Consider the following 14635-nt stretch of genomic DNA (forward strand, 5'->3'; position numbering starts at 1 on the left):
GTCCGAGGAGATCCCGATGCCCGAGGCCTACATAGTCGATGCGGTACGCACCCCCGTGGGGCGGCGGAACGGCGGCCTGGCCGCCGTCCATCCGGCCGACCTGGGAGCACACGTCCTGAAGGCACTGATCGAGCGGTCCGGGGTGGACCCGGCCGCCGTGGAGGACGTGGTGTTCGGCTGCCTCGACACGGTCGGGCCGCAGGCCGGGGACATCGCCCGGACGGCGTGGCTGGCGGCCGGCCTGCCCGAGGAGGTGCCCGGGGTCACCGTCGACCGCCAGTGCGGGTCCTCGCAGCAGGCCGTGCACTTCGCGGCGCAGGGCGTCCTGTCCGGCACCCAGGACCTGGTGGTCGCGGGCGGCACGCAGAACATGTCGATGATCCCGATCGCCTTCGCCTCCCGGCAGGCGGCGGAGCCGCTGGGCCTGACCGAAGGCCCGTACGCGGGCTCGGCGGGCTGGCGGGCCCGGTACGGGGACGCCCCGGTGAACCAGTTCCACGGCGCGCAGCTGATCGCGCAGAAGTGGGGGATCGCCCGGCAGGACATGGAGGAATTCGCGCTCCGCTCCCACCGGCGGGCGATCCGCGCCATCGACGAGGGCCGCTTTTCGCGCGAGACGGTGGCGTACGGGGAGGTGGGCGTGGACGAGGGCCCGCGCCGGGACACGACCCTGGAGAAGATGGCCGGCCTCAAGCCGGTGGTCGAGGGCGGCACCATCACGGCGGCCGTCTCCTCCCAGGTCTCGGACGGCGCGGCCGCGATGCTGATCGCCTCCGAGCGGGCGGTACGGGAACACGGCCTGCGGCCGCGCGCCCGCATCCACCACCTCTCGGTACGGGGCGAGGACCCCATCCGCATGCTGTCCGCGCCGATCCCCGCCACGGCGTACGCGCTGAAGAAGACCGGCATGTCCCTGTCCGACATCGACCTGGTGGAGATCAACGAGGCCTTCGCCCCAGTGGTGCTGGCCTGGCTGAAGGAGACCGGCGCCGACCCGGAGCGGGTCAACGTCAACGGCGGCGCCATCGCGCTGGGCCACCCCCTGGGCGCGACCGGGGTGAAGCTGATGACCACCCTCCTGCACGAACTGGAACGCACCGGAGGCCGCTACGGCCTCCAAACCATGTGCGAGGGCGGCGGCCAGGCCAACGTGACGATCATCGAGCGGCTCTAGGAGCCCCCGCCCGGAGCGGCAACCGCCGGCCGGAGGTCGGCGCAGGCCGCCGAAGCCTGTGAGGCCCCTGGGCCGAGGCGGCGCGAGGGGGCCGTGAGGGGAGGGGCCCATGTGCGAGGGCGGCGGCCGGGCCGACGTGACGATCATCGAACGGCTGTAGCCGCCGCAGGGGTCACTCGGGGAGCAGGGAGAAGCCGAGGAGGACGGCGGCCTCCACGCGGACCGAGCCCGGGGTGAGGGCGCCGTCGTCCTCCGGGTCCCCGCCCGTGCGGCGGCCGTGGCTGTGGCCGCCCATCGACTCCGGGTCGACGTCCTCGATGTGGATGACCGGCCCCAGCCGTAGTCCGCACGCCTGCGCGTACACCTCGGCCTTGCGCCGGGCGGCCGCCACCGCCCGGCGCCGGGCCTCGTCGCGCATCGCGGGCTTGTCGTCCACCTCGAACCGCACGGCGTCGACCCGGTTCGCGCCGGCCGTGACCGCGTCCTCGATCAGCAGCTCCAGCCCGGCCAGCTCCTCCGTCCGCACCGTGTACGTGGCCACGCAGGCGTAGCCGTGGAAGGTCCGGTCGGCGCCGTAGCCCCGGTACTGCGAGGTGAGCTGCAGCCGTGAGCCCGACACGTCGGAGTCCGGTATGCCGTGCTCGCGCAGGACGGCCCGCAGTCGGGTCACGGCCGTGCCCGCCTCGGCGAAGGCCGCCTTCGGGGTCGGGGCGAGGAGATCGACCGCCAGGTCCACGTGGGCGAGTCGGGGTTCGGCGGACACGCTGCCCGCGCCGAGCACACTGAGCCCCCAGGGCTCCTTGATCGCTGCCATTCCATGATCAAACCAGCTTGGGCGGGAGGTCGCCAGGGCCTTCCGCCGCCCACAGCCGTCCCAGGCCGCTCGCGGTGGTCCGTGCCGGCCGGCTCGGTCCGACCCGTAGGGATGAATCTTTTCGCCCTGGGCGGAGGCCGGCCCCCGCGGCGAGGTGAGCGCCCGCACCGACCGGGACCGCCCACGACCCAAGGGGGACGGGGCCTGTGGCCCGCCGAGCCCCCTTCCGGGCAGGTCGGCGCGCCGTCCGCCGATGGGGCGGAGGGCGCAGGTCACACCCCTCGACCCGGGACTCCCCGCAGCGAGATGTGCTAGCTTAGAGCTCGTTGCAGTTGTGGTACCCATGAACTTTATGTGCGCCTGACGGGAATGCTCCGCAGGCGCTTTTATTGTTTTGCCGGAATCTCCGGATGGGGCCCTTTGCCGCCTATTCAGGAGATTTAAAATGGCACTTGGCACCGTGAAGTGGTTCAACTCGGAAAAGGGCTTCGGCTTCATCGAGCAGGACGGTGGCGGCCCGGACGTCTTCGCCCACTACTCGAACATCGCCACCCAGGGCTTCCGTGAGCTCCAGGAGGGCCAGCGCGTGTCCTTCGACGTCACGCAGGGCCAGAAGGGCCCCCAGGCGGAGAACATCATCCCCGCCTAAGTCCTTCAGCATGCCGGGGTCCGCACCGCGAGGTGCGGGCCCCGGCTTGTCTGCTGTTTCGACCTTTGTTTTACCTGCCGGTTTCAGGAGGGCTTTCTCGCATGACCAGCTCCAGCTCCGCACGACCCAGCCGCCGCCCCACCCGGGGTCGAGGTGCGGCCCAGGGGCGTCCGAAGTCTGGCGCGGGACGGCAGAAGTCCGCGCCCGTTGCCCGGCCCCAGGAATTCACCATGCCCGAGCCGATCGCACCGGCGCTGCCGCCGGTCGAGTCGTTCGGCGACATGGACATGCCCGAGGCGCTGCTGAAGACCCTCGCCGCCCAGGGCGTCACCGAGCCGTTCCCGATCCAGGCCGCGACGCTGCCGAACTCCCTCGCCGGCCGTGACCTGCTCGGCCGCGGCCGTACCGGCTCCGGCAAGACGCTGGCCTTCGGCCTGGCGCTGCTCGCCCGCACCGCCGGCCGCCGCGCGCAGCCGAAGGCGCCGCTCGCGCTGGTCCTCGTACCGACCCGTGAGCTCGCGCAGCAGGTCACCGACGCGCTGGCCCCGTACGCCACCGCCGTCAACCTGCGCATCGCCACCGTCGTCGGCGGCATGTCGATCAACCGGCAGTCGGGCGCCCTGCGCCGCGGCGCCGAGGTGCTCGTCGCCACCCCCGGCCGCCTGAAGGACCTCATCGACCGCGGCGACGCCGACCTCTCGCAGGTCTCGATCACCGTCCTCGACGAGGCCGACCAGATGACCGACATGGGCTTCATGCCGCAGGTCACGGCGCTGCTCAAGCAGGTCGAGCCCGGCGGCCAGCGGATGCTGTTCTCGGCCACGCTGGACAAGAACATCGACAAGCTCGTCAAGATGTTCCTGACCGACCCGGTCGGCCACTCCGTCGACCCGTCGGCCGGCGCGGTCACCACCATGGAGCACCACGTCCTGTACGTCATGGACGAGACCGACAAGAAGGCCGTGGCGACGCGTATAGCCGCTCGCGACGGCCGGGTGATCATGTTCGTCGACACCAAGCGCGGGGTCGACCGCATGGTCAAGAAGCTCCTCGCGGACGGCGTACGCGCCTCCGGCCTGCACGGCGGCCGCTCCCAGCCTCAGCGCAACCGCACCCTCGACTGGTTCAAGACGGGCGAGGTCACCGCGCTGGTCGCCACCAACGTCGCGGCGCGCGGCATCCACATCGACGACCTCGACCTCGTCGTCAACGTGGACCCGCCCACCGACCACAAGGACTACCTGCACCGCGGCGGCCGTACCGCCCGCGCCGGTGAGTCCGGCAGCGTGGTCACCCTGGTGCTCCCCGACCAGAAGCGGGACATGACCCGCCTGATGTCGGACGCCGGGATCTCCCCGCGCACCGCGCAGATCAAGTCCTCCGACGCGGAACTGGCCCGACTGACCGGCGCCAAGGAGCCCTCGGGCATCCCGGTGGTGCTGGAGGTCCCGCAGCCGACCGCGCCCAAGCAGCGCTCCGGCTCCGGTACGGGCTCCGGCGCACGCCGCCGCTCGGGCGGCGGGCCGCGCACCGGTGCCGCCACGGGTGGTGCTCCGGCGGCCGGCGGTCGTGGCCGTCGTTCCGGTGGGGGTGCCTCCTCCGGGCAGGCCCCGGCGGCTTCCGGTTCGGGCCAGGCCCGACGCGGCGGCCAGGGCGGCGGCGCGGCGGCCGGTGGCTCCGGCGAGCGCGGCCGACGCGGAACCGGCAGCGGTGGCGGTGGCGCCGCGGCGGCCTCCGCGCGCAGCCGGGTCGGCTCCGGCGGGCAGGGCCGCCGCCGGGCGGTCTGACCCACCCCGTACGCGAACACGACGACGCCGGGCAGCGCGAGCAGCGCTGCCCGGCGTCGTGCTGTCCGCCGTCCGTTACCGGACCATGCGGTCCTGCAGCTTCGCCAGCGTCCACACGTCCAGGCCGAGGCCCTTGGTCAGATAGCCGTAGAAGCTGCCGTAGTCGGCCTCCAGCTGCGTCGTCGCCGAGTCCAGGTAGTCCTGGCGGACCTCCTGGAGCGGGATCAGCAGGTCCGGGTTCTGCATCCGGCCCGACTGCTTGAGGCCGGCCCGCACCTGGGCGTCGTAGCCGGAGCGGAAGGTGTTCGACGCCAGGTAGTCGCGCTCCGCGGTGTCCTCGGGGACGGCGAGGGAGCGCAGCAGGACGTAGCTCATCCAGCCGGTCCGGTCCTTGCCGGACGTGCAGTGGTACAGGATCGGGCCCTGCCGGCCGTCGGCGATCTCCCGCAGGGTCGCCGCGAACTGCGCCCGGTTCTCGGGGCTGCTCACGAAGGTGCGGTAGATGTCGCGCATGTAGGCCTCGGCGCGGCCGCCGCCGAGCATCTGCTCCTGGACGACGGGATCACCGCTGCCGATCGCGCCGACGAGGGTTCCGTAGAGGCCGAGGTCGCTGACGGGGCGCGAGGTGGGGGAGAGCCCAGCGGGCAGCCGGTCGGCGCCGTCGTACTGGAGCTCCATCGGAATGCGGAAATCGACGACCTTCTTGAGGCCGAGACCGGCGACGGTGGTGACGTCGGCTGCGGTCAGCTTGCTCAGTGCGTCGGAGCGGTAGACCAGTCCCTGGCGGACCTGACCGCCGGTCCAGGTGCGGTAGCCGCCGATGTCCCGGAGGTTGACGGCGCCCTGGAGGGGAATCTGGCGGATCGTTTCGGCTTGCAGCTGGTGCTGGTGGTGCCGGGCACTGACCCCGGCTCCGGGCGCCGCCGCGTACGCGGAGGCGGGCAGGGTCCCGACGGCGAGAGCGGCGGCGGCCGCCGCGATCGTCAGGCGGATACGGGCACGGCTCATATGGGCGACTCCTGTGACGGAGAAGGGGGATCACCCTGGTGGTGGCAGGGTGCGGAGCGAGTGCGGTACTTCGAGCGATGTGCGTGATTCGTGAGAGGTGAATGCTTCGAGTGATTCGAGTGCCTGTCGTGCTTCGGCCATGACGCGGGAGACGAGCTCCGCACAGGACGGAAGATCGTCGATCACCCCCGCGACCTGGCCCGATGCCATGACGCCGAGATCCGTACGGCCCTCGACCATGGACGCCTTGAGGAGCATCGGGGTGTTCGCGGCGAGCAGGACCTGGCTCCAGGACAGGTCCTTGCCGTGTTTCATCGCGAGGCCGTCGCGGACCATCTGCGACCAGCTCAGCCCGGACAGCTTCCGGAAGCCGGCCGCGTGCCGCACCGCCCGGACCAGCGCCCGCGTGCGGCCCGCCCGCTCCAGCGAGTCGACCAGCTCCGTACGGAGCATGCGGTGCGGCAACCCGTCGACGGCCGTGGTGACGGTGACGTCCTTGACCGTGGCCTTCAGGTACTCGGCCTTCACCGCGTCAGGGACGGTCGAGTCCGAGGTCAGCAGGAACCGGGTGCCCATGGCGATACCCGCGGCCCCGTACGACAGGGCCGCGACCAGGCCGCGCCCGTCGCTGAAGCCGCCCGCCGCGATCACCGGGATGTCCACGGCGTCCACGACCTGCGGCAGCAGTACCGTCGTGGCCACGTCCCCGGTGTGACCGCCGCCCTCGCCGCCCTGCACGATCACCGCGTCGGCCCCCCAGGCGGCCACCTTCTCCGCGTGCCGCCGGGCCCCGATCGACGGGATGACGACCACACCCGCGTCCTTGAGCCGCCCGATCAGCTCCTTCGACGGCGCCAGCGCGAACGAGGCGACCCGTACCCCCTCGTCGATGATCAGCTGGGCGCGCTCGGCCGCGTCCCCCGCGTCCGCCCGCAGGTTGACCCCGAAGGGCGTCCCTTCCGGCGTGCGGGACTTCACCTCGTGGACCGCCGAACGCAACTGGTCCAGGGTCATCGTGGCCGAGGCCAGGATGCCCAGCGCCCCCGCGTTGGCCGCGCCCGACACCAGGCGGGGCCCGGCGACCCAGCCCATGCCCGTCTGCACGAGCGGGTGCTCGACCCCGACCAGCTCGGTGAACGCCGTCCGCATCGTCATCGCCCTCCCCATCGCCTCAGACCCGCACTTCGCGGTCGCGCAGCCCCTTGGGGTCGATCACCTCGCGGATCAGCCGCAGCTCCTCGGCCGTCGGCTCACGGGTGAAGGGGACCTCGCCGGTGACCGCCGGCTCGAAGCCCGTCGCCGCCAGGACGTCCTCGACGGTGACGCCCGGATGCACGGAGGCCAGACGCATCGAGTGACCGGGGCCGGCGAAGTCGAAGACCCCGAGATCGCTGACCACCCTGGGCAGCCGGTGGAAGCGGGTCACCCCGGCGGCCTCCGCACGGTCGTAGCCGACCCCGCTGACCATGTCGACGCGCTCGACGAACACCCGCTTCGAATGCTTGGGCACCCAGTAACTCACCGGATTGTTCAGCGTGTTCACGGGCGCGCCGCGCACCCCGAGGAGCTGGCGGGTCGGCCGCTCCCAGTCGCCGATGCAGGAGATGTTCTGGTTGCCGAACCGGTCGATCTGACTGGCGCCCATCATCACGTGCCGCCGACCGCCGGTGACCATCGTCAGGTGGCGCCGGTACGGGAGCCACCCCTCGGCCGTGCCGTCCAGCCCGACCAGCATCGCCTCGCCGTCGGTCAGCAACAGGTCGGGGGAGAAGGTCCGCTTCGCCAGCCGGGCGCCGAAGGAGGGGATCAGGCCCATCGGGCTGGCCAGCACCTCGCCGTTGTCGCGCCAGGCCTCGGCGCAGGCGATCACGCAGTACTCGGCGCGGGAGACGGTGCGCGGGGCGGTGGTGGTGTCGGAGGTCGTCACTGCTGCTCCTCGTGCCAGGTCCGGACGGCCAGCTGGTAGTCGTGCTCGCCCGCCCCGGACAGGAAGCGCGCCGAGAACTCGTCCCAGGGGGTGGTCGCGTACAGCTTCTGGAATGCCTCGTCGCGGTCGTGGTCGGGGACGCAGGAGGTGAAGTGCGCGCCGTTCGGGGTCTCCACGACCCCGGTCACGGAGTGCCGGCTGACGAGAAGGGACTGCGGGGGGCCGGACTTGGCGAGCTCGGCGGTCTCGACGAGCTGCTCGCAGGAGACGTAGGCGGCGTCGGCGGCCTCGCAGAACAGGTCGTCGAAGTACGGGTCCGGGCCCAGGTACTGGGCGTTGCCGAGGCGGTCGGCGCGGTTGAGGTGGACCAGCGCGGCGTCCATGCGCAGGGCCGGGACGGCGACGAGCTCCTCGCCGTCGTCGTAGGGGGAGGTGACCGTACGCAGCTCCGGGTTGACCCGCATCACGTCGGAGCCGAGGCCGGCCCGGACGGGGAGGAAGGGGAGCCGGTTGGCGGCGGCGTGCAGGCCCCACATGAACATGGCCTCGTCCAGCTCGGTGAGGGTGAAGGCGGCGCGCTCGCGGGCGGCCCGGAAGTGGGGCTCCAGCGGGATCGAGTCGAGGGTGACGAAGGGCGCCACCAGCCTGCGGATCCGGCCGGCGGCGGCCAACAGCCCGACGTCGGGGCCGCCGTAGGAGATCACCGTCAGATCGGTGATCTCGGAGCGGAGCAGCGCTCGCACCAGGGCCATGGGCTTGCGCCGGGACCCCCAGCCGCCGATGCCGATGGTCATACCGCTGCGCAGCCGGCCGACCACCTCGTCGAGGGTCAGTACCTTGTCCGTCGCGCCGGTCATGCGCGCTCTCCCTTCCCGAAGGTGTCGCGGACCCGGTCGGCCACCCCGCTGAGGTTGGCCTCGAAGGTGAAGCCCTGCTCGAAGCGGTAGCTGCGGCGCACGTCCACGGGGTCGATCCCGTTGATGGCCGCCTTCGCCAGCCGGATCAGGTAGCCGTCCTTCTTCGCCATCTCGGCGGCCAGTTCCAGGGCGGTGGCGCGCAGCTCCGCGCGCGGCACCACCCGCCAGACCGAGCCGTGGGCGTGCAGTTCGGCGGCGGTCGCGGTGCGCGAGGTGTAGTACAGCGCGCGCATCAGGTGCTGCGGGACCAGCCGGGCCAGGTGGGTGGCGGCGCCGAGCGCGCCCCGGTCCAGCTCGGGCAGCCCGAAGGTGGCGTCCTCGGAAGCGACGATCACGTCGGCGTTGCCGACGAGCCCGATGCCGCCGCCCAGACAGAACCCGTTCACGGCCGCCACCACCGGCACCTCGCACTCGTAGACCGCGGCGAAGGCCTCGTAGCAGCCCCGGTTGGCGCCGACGAGGGCGGTGTGCCCGGTGTCGCGCTGCATCTCCTTGATGTCGACGCCGGCGTTGAAGCCGCGGCCCTCGGCGGCGAGCACGACGCACCGGATCTCGGGGTCGCGGCCGGCCGCCCGCAGGGCGTCGGCGAGGTCGTACCAGCCCTGCACCGGCAGCGCGTTGACGGGTGGGAAGTCGACTGTGACGAGTGCGATGCCCTTGTCGGGGCTTGAGGTGGAGACACCCATGAGCGGATCAGCTACCTTTCCACCAAACATTTGTTAGGTGAGGAAGGTAGCAGCCTATGGAGCTCGACGGGAGGGTTGTCGTCGTCACCGGAGGAACCCGGGGCGTCGGCGCCGGAATCGCCCGGTCGTTCCTCGCGGCCGGCGCGGACGTGGTCGTCTGCGCCCGGCGACCCCCGCAGGAGACGGTGTCGGCGGACGGCCGGAAGGCCACCTTCACCCCGGTCGACCTGCGCGACCCCGCCGCCGTCCAGGACCTCTTCGGCGCGGTCGCGAGCCGGTACGGACGACTCGACTGCCTGGTCAACAACGCGGGCGGCACACCGTACCGGCTGCTGGGCGAGGGCGAGGCACAGCGCCACGCACGGGTGGTCGAACTCAACCTGCTCGCCCCGCTGGCCGCCTCTCTCGCGGCCTACCCCTGGCTGCGCGAGGCCCGGGGCTCGGTGGTCATGATCGGCAGCGTCAGCGGGACCCGCCCCTCACCCGGCACGGCCGCCTACGGCGCCGCCAAGGCGGGGCTGGAGAACCTGGCCCGGTCCATGGCCGTCGAATGGGCCCCCGACGTACGGGTCAACTCGGTGGTCCTCGGCATGGTGCGGACGGAACTGTCCCACCTGCACTACGGCGACGAGGCCGGCATCGCTGCGGTCGGCGCCACCGTCCCGCTGGGGCGCCTGGCCGAACCCTCGGACGTGGGGGAGGCGGCCGTGTTCCTGGCCTCGGACCGGGCGGCGTACGTGAGCGGGGCGAGCCTGCTCGTGCACGGGGGCGGGGAGCGCCCGGCGTTCTTGGATGCGGCAACTGTCAACAAGGAGAACTGAGATGGCGGGACTGTGCGAGGGCCGGGTCGTGATCGTGACGGGCGCGGGGCGGGGGCTGGGGCGCGCCCATGCCCTGGCCTTCGCGGCGGAAGGGGCGAAGGTCGTCGTCAACGACCTCGGGGTCGGGCTCGACGGGCTGCCGGGGCCGGACAGCCCGGCCGCGCAGGTGGTCGCCGAGATCGAGGCACTGGGCGGGCAGGCCCTCGCGCACGGCGGGGACATCGCCACCTCCGAGGGAGCGGCCTCGCTGGTGGCGGCGGCCGTGGACGGCTTCGGCCGCCTCGACACCCTCGTCAACAACGCGGGGTTCCTGCGGGACCGCATGCTGGTCAACCTCGACGAGGACGACTGGGACGCCGTCATGCGGGTCCACCTGAAGGGCCACTTCCTGCCGCTGCGGGCGGCGGCCGCGTGGTGGCGGGCGGAGGCGAAGGCGGGCCGGCCGGTCGCGGCCCGGGCGGTCAACACCTCCTCCGGGGCCGGCCTGCTGGGCTCCGTCGGCCAGGGCAACTACAGCGCCGCCAAGGCCGGGATCCTCGGCCTCACCCTGGTCGCGGCGCAGGAGATGGGCCCCTACGGCGTCCAGGTCAACGCGATCGCCCCGGCGGCCCGGACCCGGATGACGGAGGGGACCTTCGCCGAGACCATGGCCGCCCCCGAGGCCGGCGGCTTCGACGCGATGGCCCCCGAGAACGTCTCCCCGCTGGTGGTGTGGCTGGGCGCGGACGCCTCGGCGGGGGTCACGGGCCGGGTCTTCGAGGCGGAAGGCGGCCGGATCACCGTCATGGAAGGCTGGCGGCCGGGCCCCACGGCGGACCGGGGCGCGCGGTGGACCCCGGCGGAGGCGGGGGAGGCCGCCGTGAAACTCCTCGCGGCGGCGCAGGCACCGCTGCCGGTGTACGGGGCGCGGTAGGCCTAGGGTGCTGGTCCCGGAGCACCGGCAGGACCGGGATGCGAACGAGAGGGACAGGACTCAGCGATGGCCATCACACCGAGCCCGCAGAAGATCACCACGTTTCTGATGTTCGAAGGGCGGGCGGAGGAGGCGATGACCTTCTACCTCTCGCTGTTCGACGACGCCGAGGTACTGGGCATCAGCCGCTACGGCGCCGACGACGCCGGGGGCGGCGAGGAGGGCAAGGTGCGCCACGCCTCCTTCTCCCTGGCCGGGCAGACGCTGATGTGCATCGACAGTTCGGTCAAGCACGAGTTCGGCTTCACGCCCGCCGTGTCGCTCTACGTCCAGTGCGACAGCGCGGCCGAGATCGAACGCCTCTACGGAGCCCTCGCCGAGCAGGGCACGGAGCTGATGCCGCTGGGCTCCTACGGGTTCAGTGCCCGGTTCGGCTGGGTGAACGACCGCTTCGGCGTCTCCTGGCAGCTGAACCTGCTGGACGAGGCAGGCACGGAGGCCTGAACGCCGCCCCTGCCCGCCGAGGCCCGCCCACCGGACCGGAGCCGAGCCGGAGCCGAGCCGGAGCCGGGCCCGAGCCGGAATCACCGGCCCGGGCCCGGCGGCCGGCCAGAGCCCCGGCACCACCGCACCCGAGCCCGGGCCGGGTCGGAGCCTGGCGGAGTCGGGATCACCGGCCCGGGCCAGGCGCGCGCCCGAGCTGAGCGGAGCCGGGCCCGGGCCGAGTCCGGGCCGAGTCCGAGCAGGGCAGGGCAGGGCAGGCAGGGTAGGGCCAGGCGTGCAGCCGCCCCGCGACTGAGCCGGGCCCGCGCAACCGCAGCCCGCGCCCGGGCCGAGCCGCGCCCGCGCCTGGCCGAGCCGCGCCCGGGCCGAGCTGAGTCGGGTCGGGCACGCGCTCCGCAATTCCCGCGCCCGGGTCGGGTCGGAGCCTGGCGGAGTCGGGATCACCGCCCCTGGGGTAGGCGGGCGGTCGGGCGGTGCCACGCACCCCCCCGCGGCCCGGCAGGCTTTCCCGCTCAGCGGGAACACGGCCTCCCGCCCGCGCCCGCCCCCCGCCTACCGTCTGCGGCACCACACACCACCGCAGCCGGGAGGACCCCATGCTCAGCGACCGGCACCGGCGCGAGGCCGCCGAGATCCTGTACGAGGCCGAGCGCCGGCGAGCCCCCGTACGGCCGCTGACCGAGCGGTACGAAGGCATCGGCGCGCAGGACGCGTACGAGATCCAGCTCCTGGGCATCCGCCGCCGCCGCGCCGAGGGCGCCGTCGTCACCGGGCACAAGGTCGGCCTGTCGTCCCCCGTGATGCAGGCCATGATGGGCGTCGACGAACCCGACTACGGCCACCTCCTCGACGGCATGGAACTGCGCGAGGACACGCCCGTCGACGTCACCGCGTACTGCGCGCCCCGCATCGAGGTCGAGGTCGGCTTCGTCCTCGGCGCGGACCTGCCCGGCGAAGGCTGTACCGAGGCCGATGTCCTGGCCGCCACGGAACGGGTCGTCCCCGCCCTGGAGTTGATCGACAGCCGCATCGCCGACTGGCGGATCTCCCTCGCCGACACCATCGCCGACAACGCCTCCTCCGCCGGCTACGTCATCGGGGAAGGCCGCGACCCGCGCGAACTCGACCTGAAGGCCGTCGACGTCAGCCTCCACGAGCGCGGCCCGGCCCCCGACGCTCCCGGCCGGACCCTCGCCACCGGCCGCAGCGACGCCGTACTCGGCGATCCCGCCACCGCCGTCGCCTGGTTGGCCCGCACCGTCGCCCGCTTCGGCGTCCCGCTGCGCAAGGGCCACCTCGTCCTGCCCGGCTCGTGCACCCGCGCCGTGGACGTGACCGCCGGACGCACCTACACCGCCGACTTCACCGGGCTCGGCCCGGTGTCCCTCACCTTCTCCTGACCGACCGATCGACCGACAGCCCGACCGACCGACGCCCCAGGGGGCCCAGCATGAAGAAAGCGACCGCCGCCATCGTCGGCTCCGGCAACATCGGCACCGACCTGCTCCACAAGCTCCTGCGCTCCCCGTACATCGAGCCCCGCTGGATGATCGGGGTCGACCCCGACAGCGAAGGCCTCGCCCGGGCCCGCCGCGCCGGACTCGACGCCTCCCACCACGGCGTCGACCACCTGCTCGGCCGGGCCGAACTGCCCGACCTGGTCTTCGAGGCCACCTCGGCCTACGTGCACCGTGCCAACGCCCCGCGCTACGCCGAACTCGGCATCAAGGCCGTCGACCTGACCCCGGCCGCCGTCGGCCCCGCCGTCGTACCGCCCGCGAACCTGACCGCCCACCTGGACCGGTCCAACGTCAACATGATCACCTGCGGCGGGCAGGCCACCATCCCCATGGTGTACGCCGTCACCCGGGTGGTCCCCGTCGCCTACGCCGAGATCGTCGCGTCGGTCGCCTCCGTCTCCGCCGGCCCCGGCACCCGCGCCAACATCGACGAGTTCACCCGCACCACCGCCCGCGGCATCGAGGAGATCGGCGGCGCCGACCGCGGCAAGGCGATCATCATCCTCAACCCCGCCACCGAGACGTCCGCGGCCGGCGCCACGGGGCCCGTCGTCATGCGCGACACCGTCTTCTGCGCGATCCCCCCGGACGCCGACCACCAGGCCATCACCGCCTCCGTCCACCGGATCGCCGCGGAAGTGGCCTCGTACGTACCCGGCTACCGGCTGCGCGCCGAGCCGCAGTTCGACGGACCCTCCGAGGCGAACGGCGGGACGGCCCGCGTCGCGATCTTCCTGGAGGTGGAGGGCGCGGGCGACTACCTGCCCCCGTACGCCGGAAACCTCGACATCATGACCGCCGCCGCCACCAAGGTCGGCGAGGAGTTCGCTAAGGGGATCACCGCGTGACGACCTACTCCGACACCCTCGACATCCGCGTCACCGACTCCTCGCTGCGCGACGGCTCGCACGCCAAGCGCCACCGGTTCACCGGCGAGGACGTACGGTCGATCGTCGCCGCCCTCGACGCCGCCGGTGTCCCCGTCATCGAGGTGGCCCACGGGGACGGCCTCGGTGGCTCCTCCTTCAACTACGGCTTCTCCAAGACCCCCGAGCAGGAGCTCATCAAGATCGCCGCCGATACCGCCCGGAACGCGAAGATCGCCTTCCTGATGCTGCCGGGACTGGGCGTGAAGGACGACATCCGCGCGGCCCACGCCGGCGGCGGCGAGATCTGCCGGATCGCCACCCACTGCACCGAGGCGGACATCTCCGTCCAGCACTTCGGGCTCGCCCGCGAGATGGGCCTGGAGACCGTCGGCTTCCTGATGATGGCCCACTCCACCACCCCCGAGAACCTCGCCCGCCAGGCCCGGATCATGGCCGACGCCGGCTGCCAGTGCGTGTACGTCGTGGACTCCGCCGGCGCCATGGTCATGGACGAGGTCACCGACCGCGTCGCGGCCCTCGTCGCCGAGCTCGGCGACCACGCGCAGGTCGGCTTCCACGGCCACGAGAACCTCGGCCTGGGCGTCGGCAATTCGGTCGCCGCCGTACGGGCCGGGGCGCTCCAGATCGACGGCTCCACCCGGCGGCTCGGCGCGGGCGCCGGCAACACGCCCGTCGAGGCCTTCGCCGCCGTCTGCCAGAAGATGGGCATCCGCACGGGCATCGACGTCCTCGCCGTCATCGACGCGGCCGAGGACGTGGTCCGGCCCGTCATGGACGAGGAGTGCACGCTCGACCGGATGGCCCTGCTGATGGGCCATACCGGGGTCTACTCCAGCTTCCTGAAGCACGCCGACCGGCTGGCCGAGCGCTACGGGGTGTCCGGCGCGCACATCCTGCTGCGCGCGGGCGAACGCCGGCTCGTCGGCGGGCAGGAGGACCAGCTCATCGACATCGCCGTCGAACTGGCCGCCGCGCCCGTCCCCACCGGCACATGAGCCGCACCCGCACCGCTCTCACCCCAACGA

The 14635-nt window shown here is 72.8% G+C and carries 15 protein-coding genes; 9 read left to right on the forward strand and 6 right to left on the reverse strand.

From position 1 onward, the window contains the following. Nucleotides 1-16: 16 nt before the first annotated feature. Nucleotides 17-1174 (forward strand): acetyl-CoA C-acetyltransferase, encoded by a 1158-nt coding sequence (locus BCL76_RS27790; protein WP_109782135.1) that lies wholly within the window; start codon nucleotides 17-19, stop codon nucleotides 1172-1174. A gap of 172 nt (nucleotides 1175-1346) precedes the next feature. Here BCL76_RS27790 and BCL76_RS27795 read toward each other — a convergent pair whose 3' ends face one another. Next, nucleotides 1347-1988 (reverse strand): SIMPL domain-containing protein, encoded by a 642-nt coding sequence (locus BCL76_RS27795; RefSeq protein ID WP_109782136.1) that lies wholly within the window; start codon nucleotides 1986-1988, stop codon nucleotides 1347-1349. Between the two features lie 445 nt (nucleotides 1989-2433). Here BCL76_RS27795 and BCL76_RS27800 point away from each other — a divergent pair, with 445 nt between their 5' ends. Together BCL76_RS27800 and BCL76_RS27805 are read left to right on the forward strand one after the other, a co-directional pair. Next, the gene (locus BCL76_RS27800; RefSeq protein ID WP_030010141.1) at nucleotides 2434-2637 is read left to right on the forward strand and encodes a cold-shock protein; all 204 of its coding nucleotides are present in this window, start codon (nucleotides 2434-2436) and stop codon (nucleotides 2635-2637) included. 101 nt (nucleotides 2638-2738) lie between these two features. Continuing rightward, entirely contained in the window at nucleotides 2739-4424 is a 1686-nt protein-coding gene (locus tag BCL76_RS27805) for a DEAD/DEAH box helicase (RefSeq protein ID WP_109782137.1), read from the forward strand. A 75-nt stretch (nucleotides 4425-4499) separates the two neighbouring features. Here the strand turns inward: BCL76_RS27805 and BCL76_RS27810 are convergent, their stop codons facing one another. The 5 genes from BCL76_RS27810 to BCL76_RS27830 are packed head-to-tail and all read right to left on the reverse strand — an operon-like array spanning nucleotide 4500 to nucleotide 8962. Continuing rightward, nucleotides 4500-5432: a tyrosine-protein phosphatase gene (locus BCL76_RS27810; protein WP_109782138.1), complete on the reverse strand. Its 933-nt coding sequence runs from the start codon at nucleotides 5430-5432 to the stop codon at nucleotides 4500-4502. Nucleotides 5433-5462: 30 nt separating this feature from the next. Beyond that, on the reverse strand, nucleotides 5463-6581 hold the full coding sequence (locus tag BCL76_RS27815) for an NAD(P)H-dependent flavin oxidoreductase (RefSeq protein ID WP_258309952.1): 1119 nt from the start codon (nucleotides 6579-6581) through the stop codon (nucleotides 5463-5465). Between the two features lie 22 nt (nucleotides 6582-6603). Then, nucleotides 6604-7359: a CoA-transferase subunit beta gene (locus BCL76_RS27820; protein WP_109782139.1), complete on the reverse strand. Its 756-nt coding sequence runs from the start codon at nucleotides 7357-7359 to the stop codon at nucleotides 6604-6606. Further along, nucleotides 7356-8216: a CoA transferase subunit A gene (locus BCL76_RS27825; protein WP_109782140.1), complete on the reverse strand. Its 861-nt coding sequence runs from the start codon at nucleotides 8214-8216 to the stop codon at nucleotides 7356-7358. The genes BCL76_RS27820 and BCL76_RS27825 overlap by 4 nt, the downstream gene beginning before the upstream one ends. Continuing rightward, nucleotides 8213-8962 carry an enoyl-CoA hydratase family protein gene (locus BCL76_RS27830; RefSeq protein ID WP_109782141.1) on the reverse strand — a complete coding sequence of 250 codons (750 nt, stop codon included), beginning with the start codon at nucleotides 8960-8962 and terminating at the stop codon, nucleotides 8213-8215. The genes BCL76_RS27825 and BCL76_RS27830 overlap by 4 nt, the downstream gene beginning before the upstream one ends. Nucleotides 8963-9018: 56 nt before the next feature. On the opposite strand from BCL76_RS27830, the gene BCL76_RS27835 reads away from it, so the two are divergent. The 6 genes from BCL76_RS27835 (at nucleotide 9019) to dmpG (ending at nucleotide 14605) form a co-directional block, all read left to right on the forward strand. Further along, nucleotides 9019-9783, forward strand: a complete 765-nt coding sequence (locus tag BCL76_RS27835; protein ID WP_109782142.1) for an SDR family oxidoreductase — start codon at nucleotides 9019-9021, stop codon at nucleotides 9781-9783. Nucleotide 9784: 1 nt separating this feature from the next. Beyond that, nucleotides 9785-10696 carry an SDR family oxidoreductase gene (locus BCL76_RS27840; RefSeq protein ID WP_109782143.1) on the forward strand — a complete coding sequence of 304 codons (912 nt, stop codon included), beginning with the start codon at nucleotides 9785-9787 and terminating at the stop codon, nucleotides 10694-10696. A gap of 66 nt (nucleotides 10697-10762) precedes the next feature. Beyond that, the gene (locus tag BCL76_RS27845) at nucleotides 10763-11200 is read left to right on the forward strand and encodes a VOC family protein (protein WP_030773925.1); all 438 of its coding nucleotides are present in this window, start codon (nucleotides 10763-10765) and stop codon (nucleotides 11198-11200) included. A 596-nt stretch (nucleotides 11201-11796) separates the two neighbouring features. Next, nucleotides 11797-12600: a 2-keto-4-pentenoate hydratase gene (locus BCL76_RS27850; protein WP_109782144.1), complete on the forward strand. Its 804-nt coding sequence runs from the start codon at nucleotides 11797-11799 to the stop codon at nucleotides 12598-12600. A 50-nt stretch (nucleotides 12601-12650) separates the two neighbouring features. After that, a complete protein-coding gene (locus BCL76_RS27855) occupies nucleotides 12651-13568 on the forward strand; it encodes an acetaldehyde dehydrogenase (acetylating) (RefSeq protein ID WP_109782145.1) in 918 nt (305 codons plus the stop codon). Next, nucleotides 13565-14605, forward strand: coding sequence for a 4-hydroxy-2-oxovalerate aldolase (gene dmpG / locus BCL76_RS27860; protein WP_109782146.1), 1041 nt, complete (start codon nucleotides 13565-13567; stop codon nucleotides 14603-14605). Before BCL76_RS27855 ends, dmpG begins: the two co-directional genes overlap by 4 nt. Nucleotides 14606-14635 lie beyond the last annotated feature (30 nt).

It is taken from the genome of Streptomyces sp. CG 926 (assembly GCF_003148825.1).
Classification (GTDB): domain Bacteria; phylum Actinomycetota; class Actinomycetes; order Streptomycetales; family Streptomycetaceae; genus Streptomyces.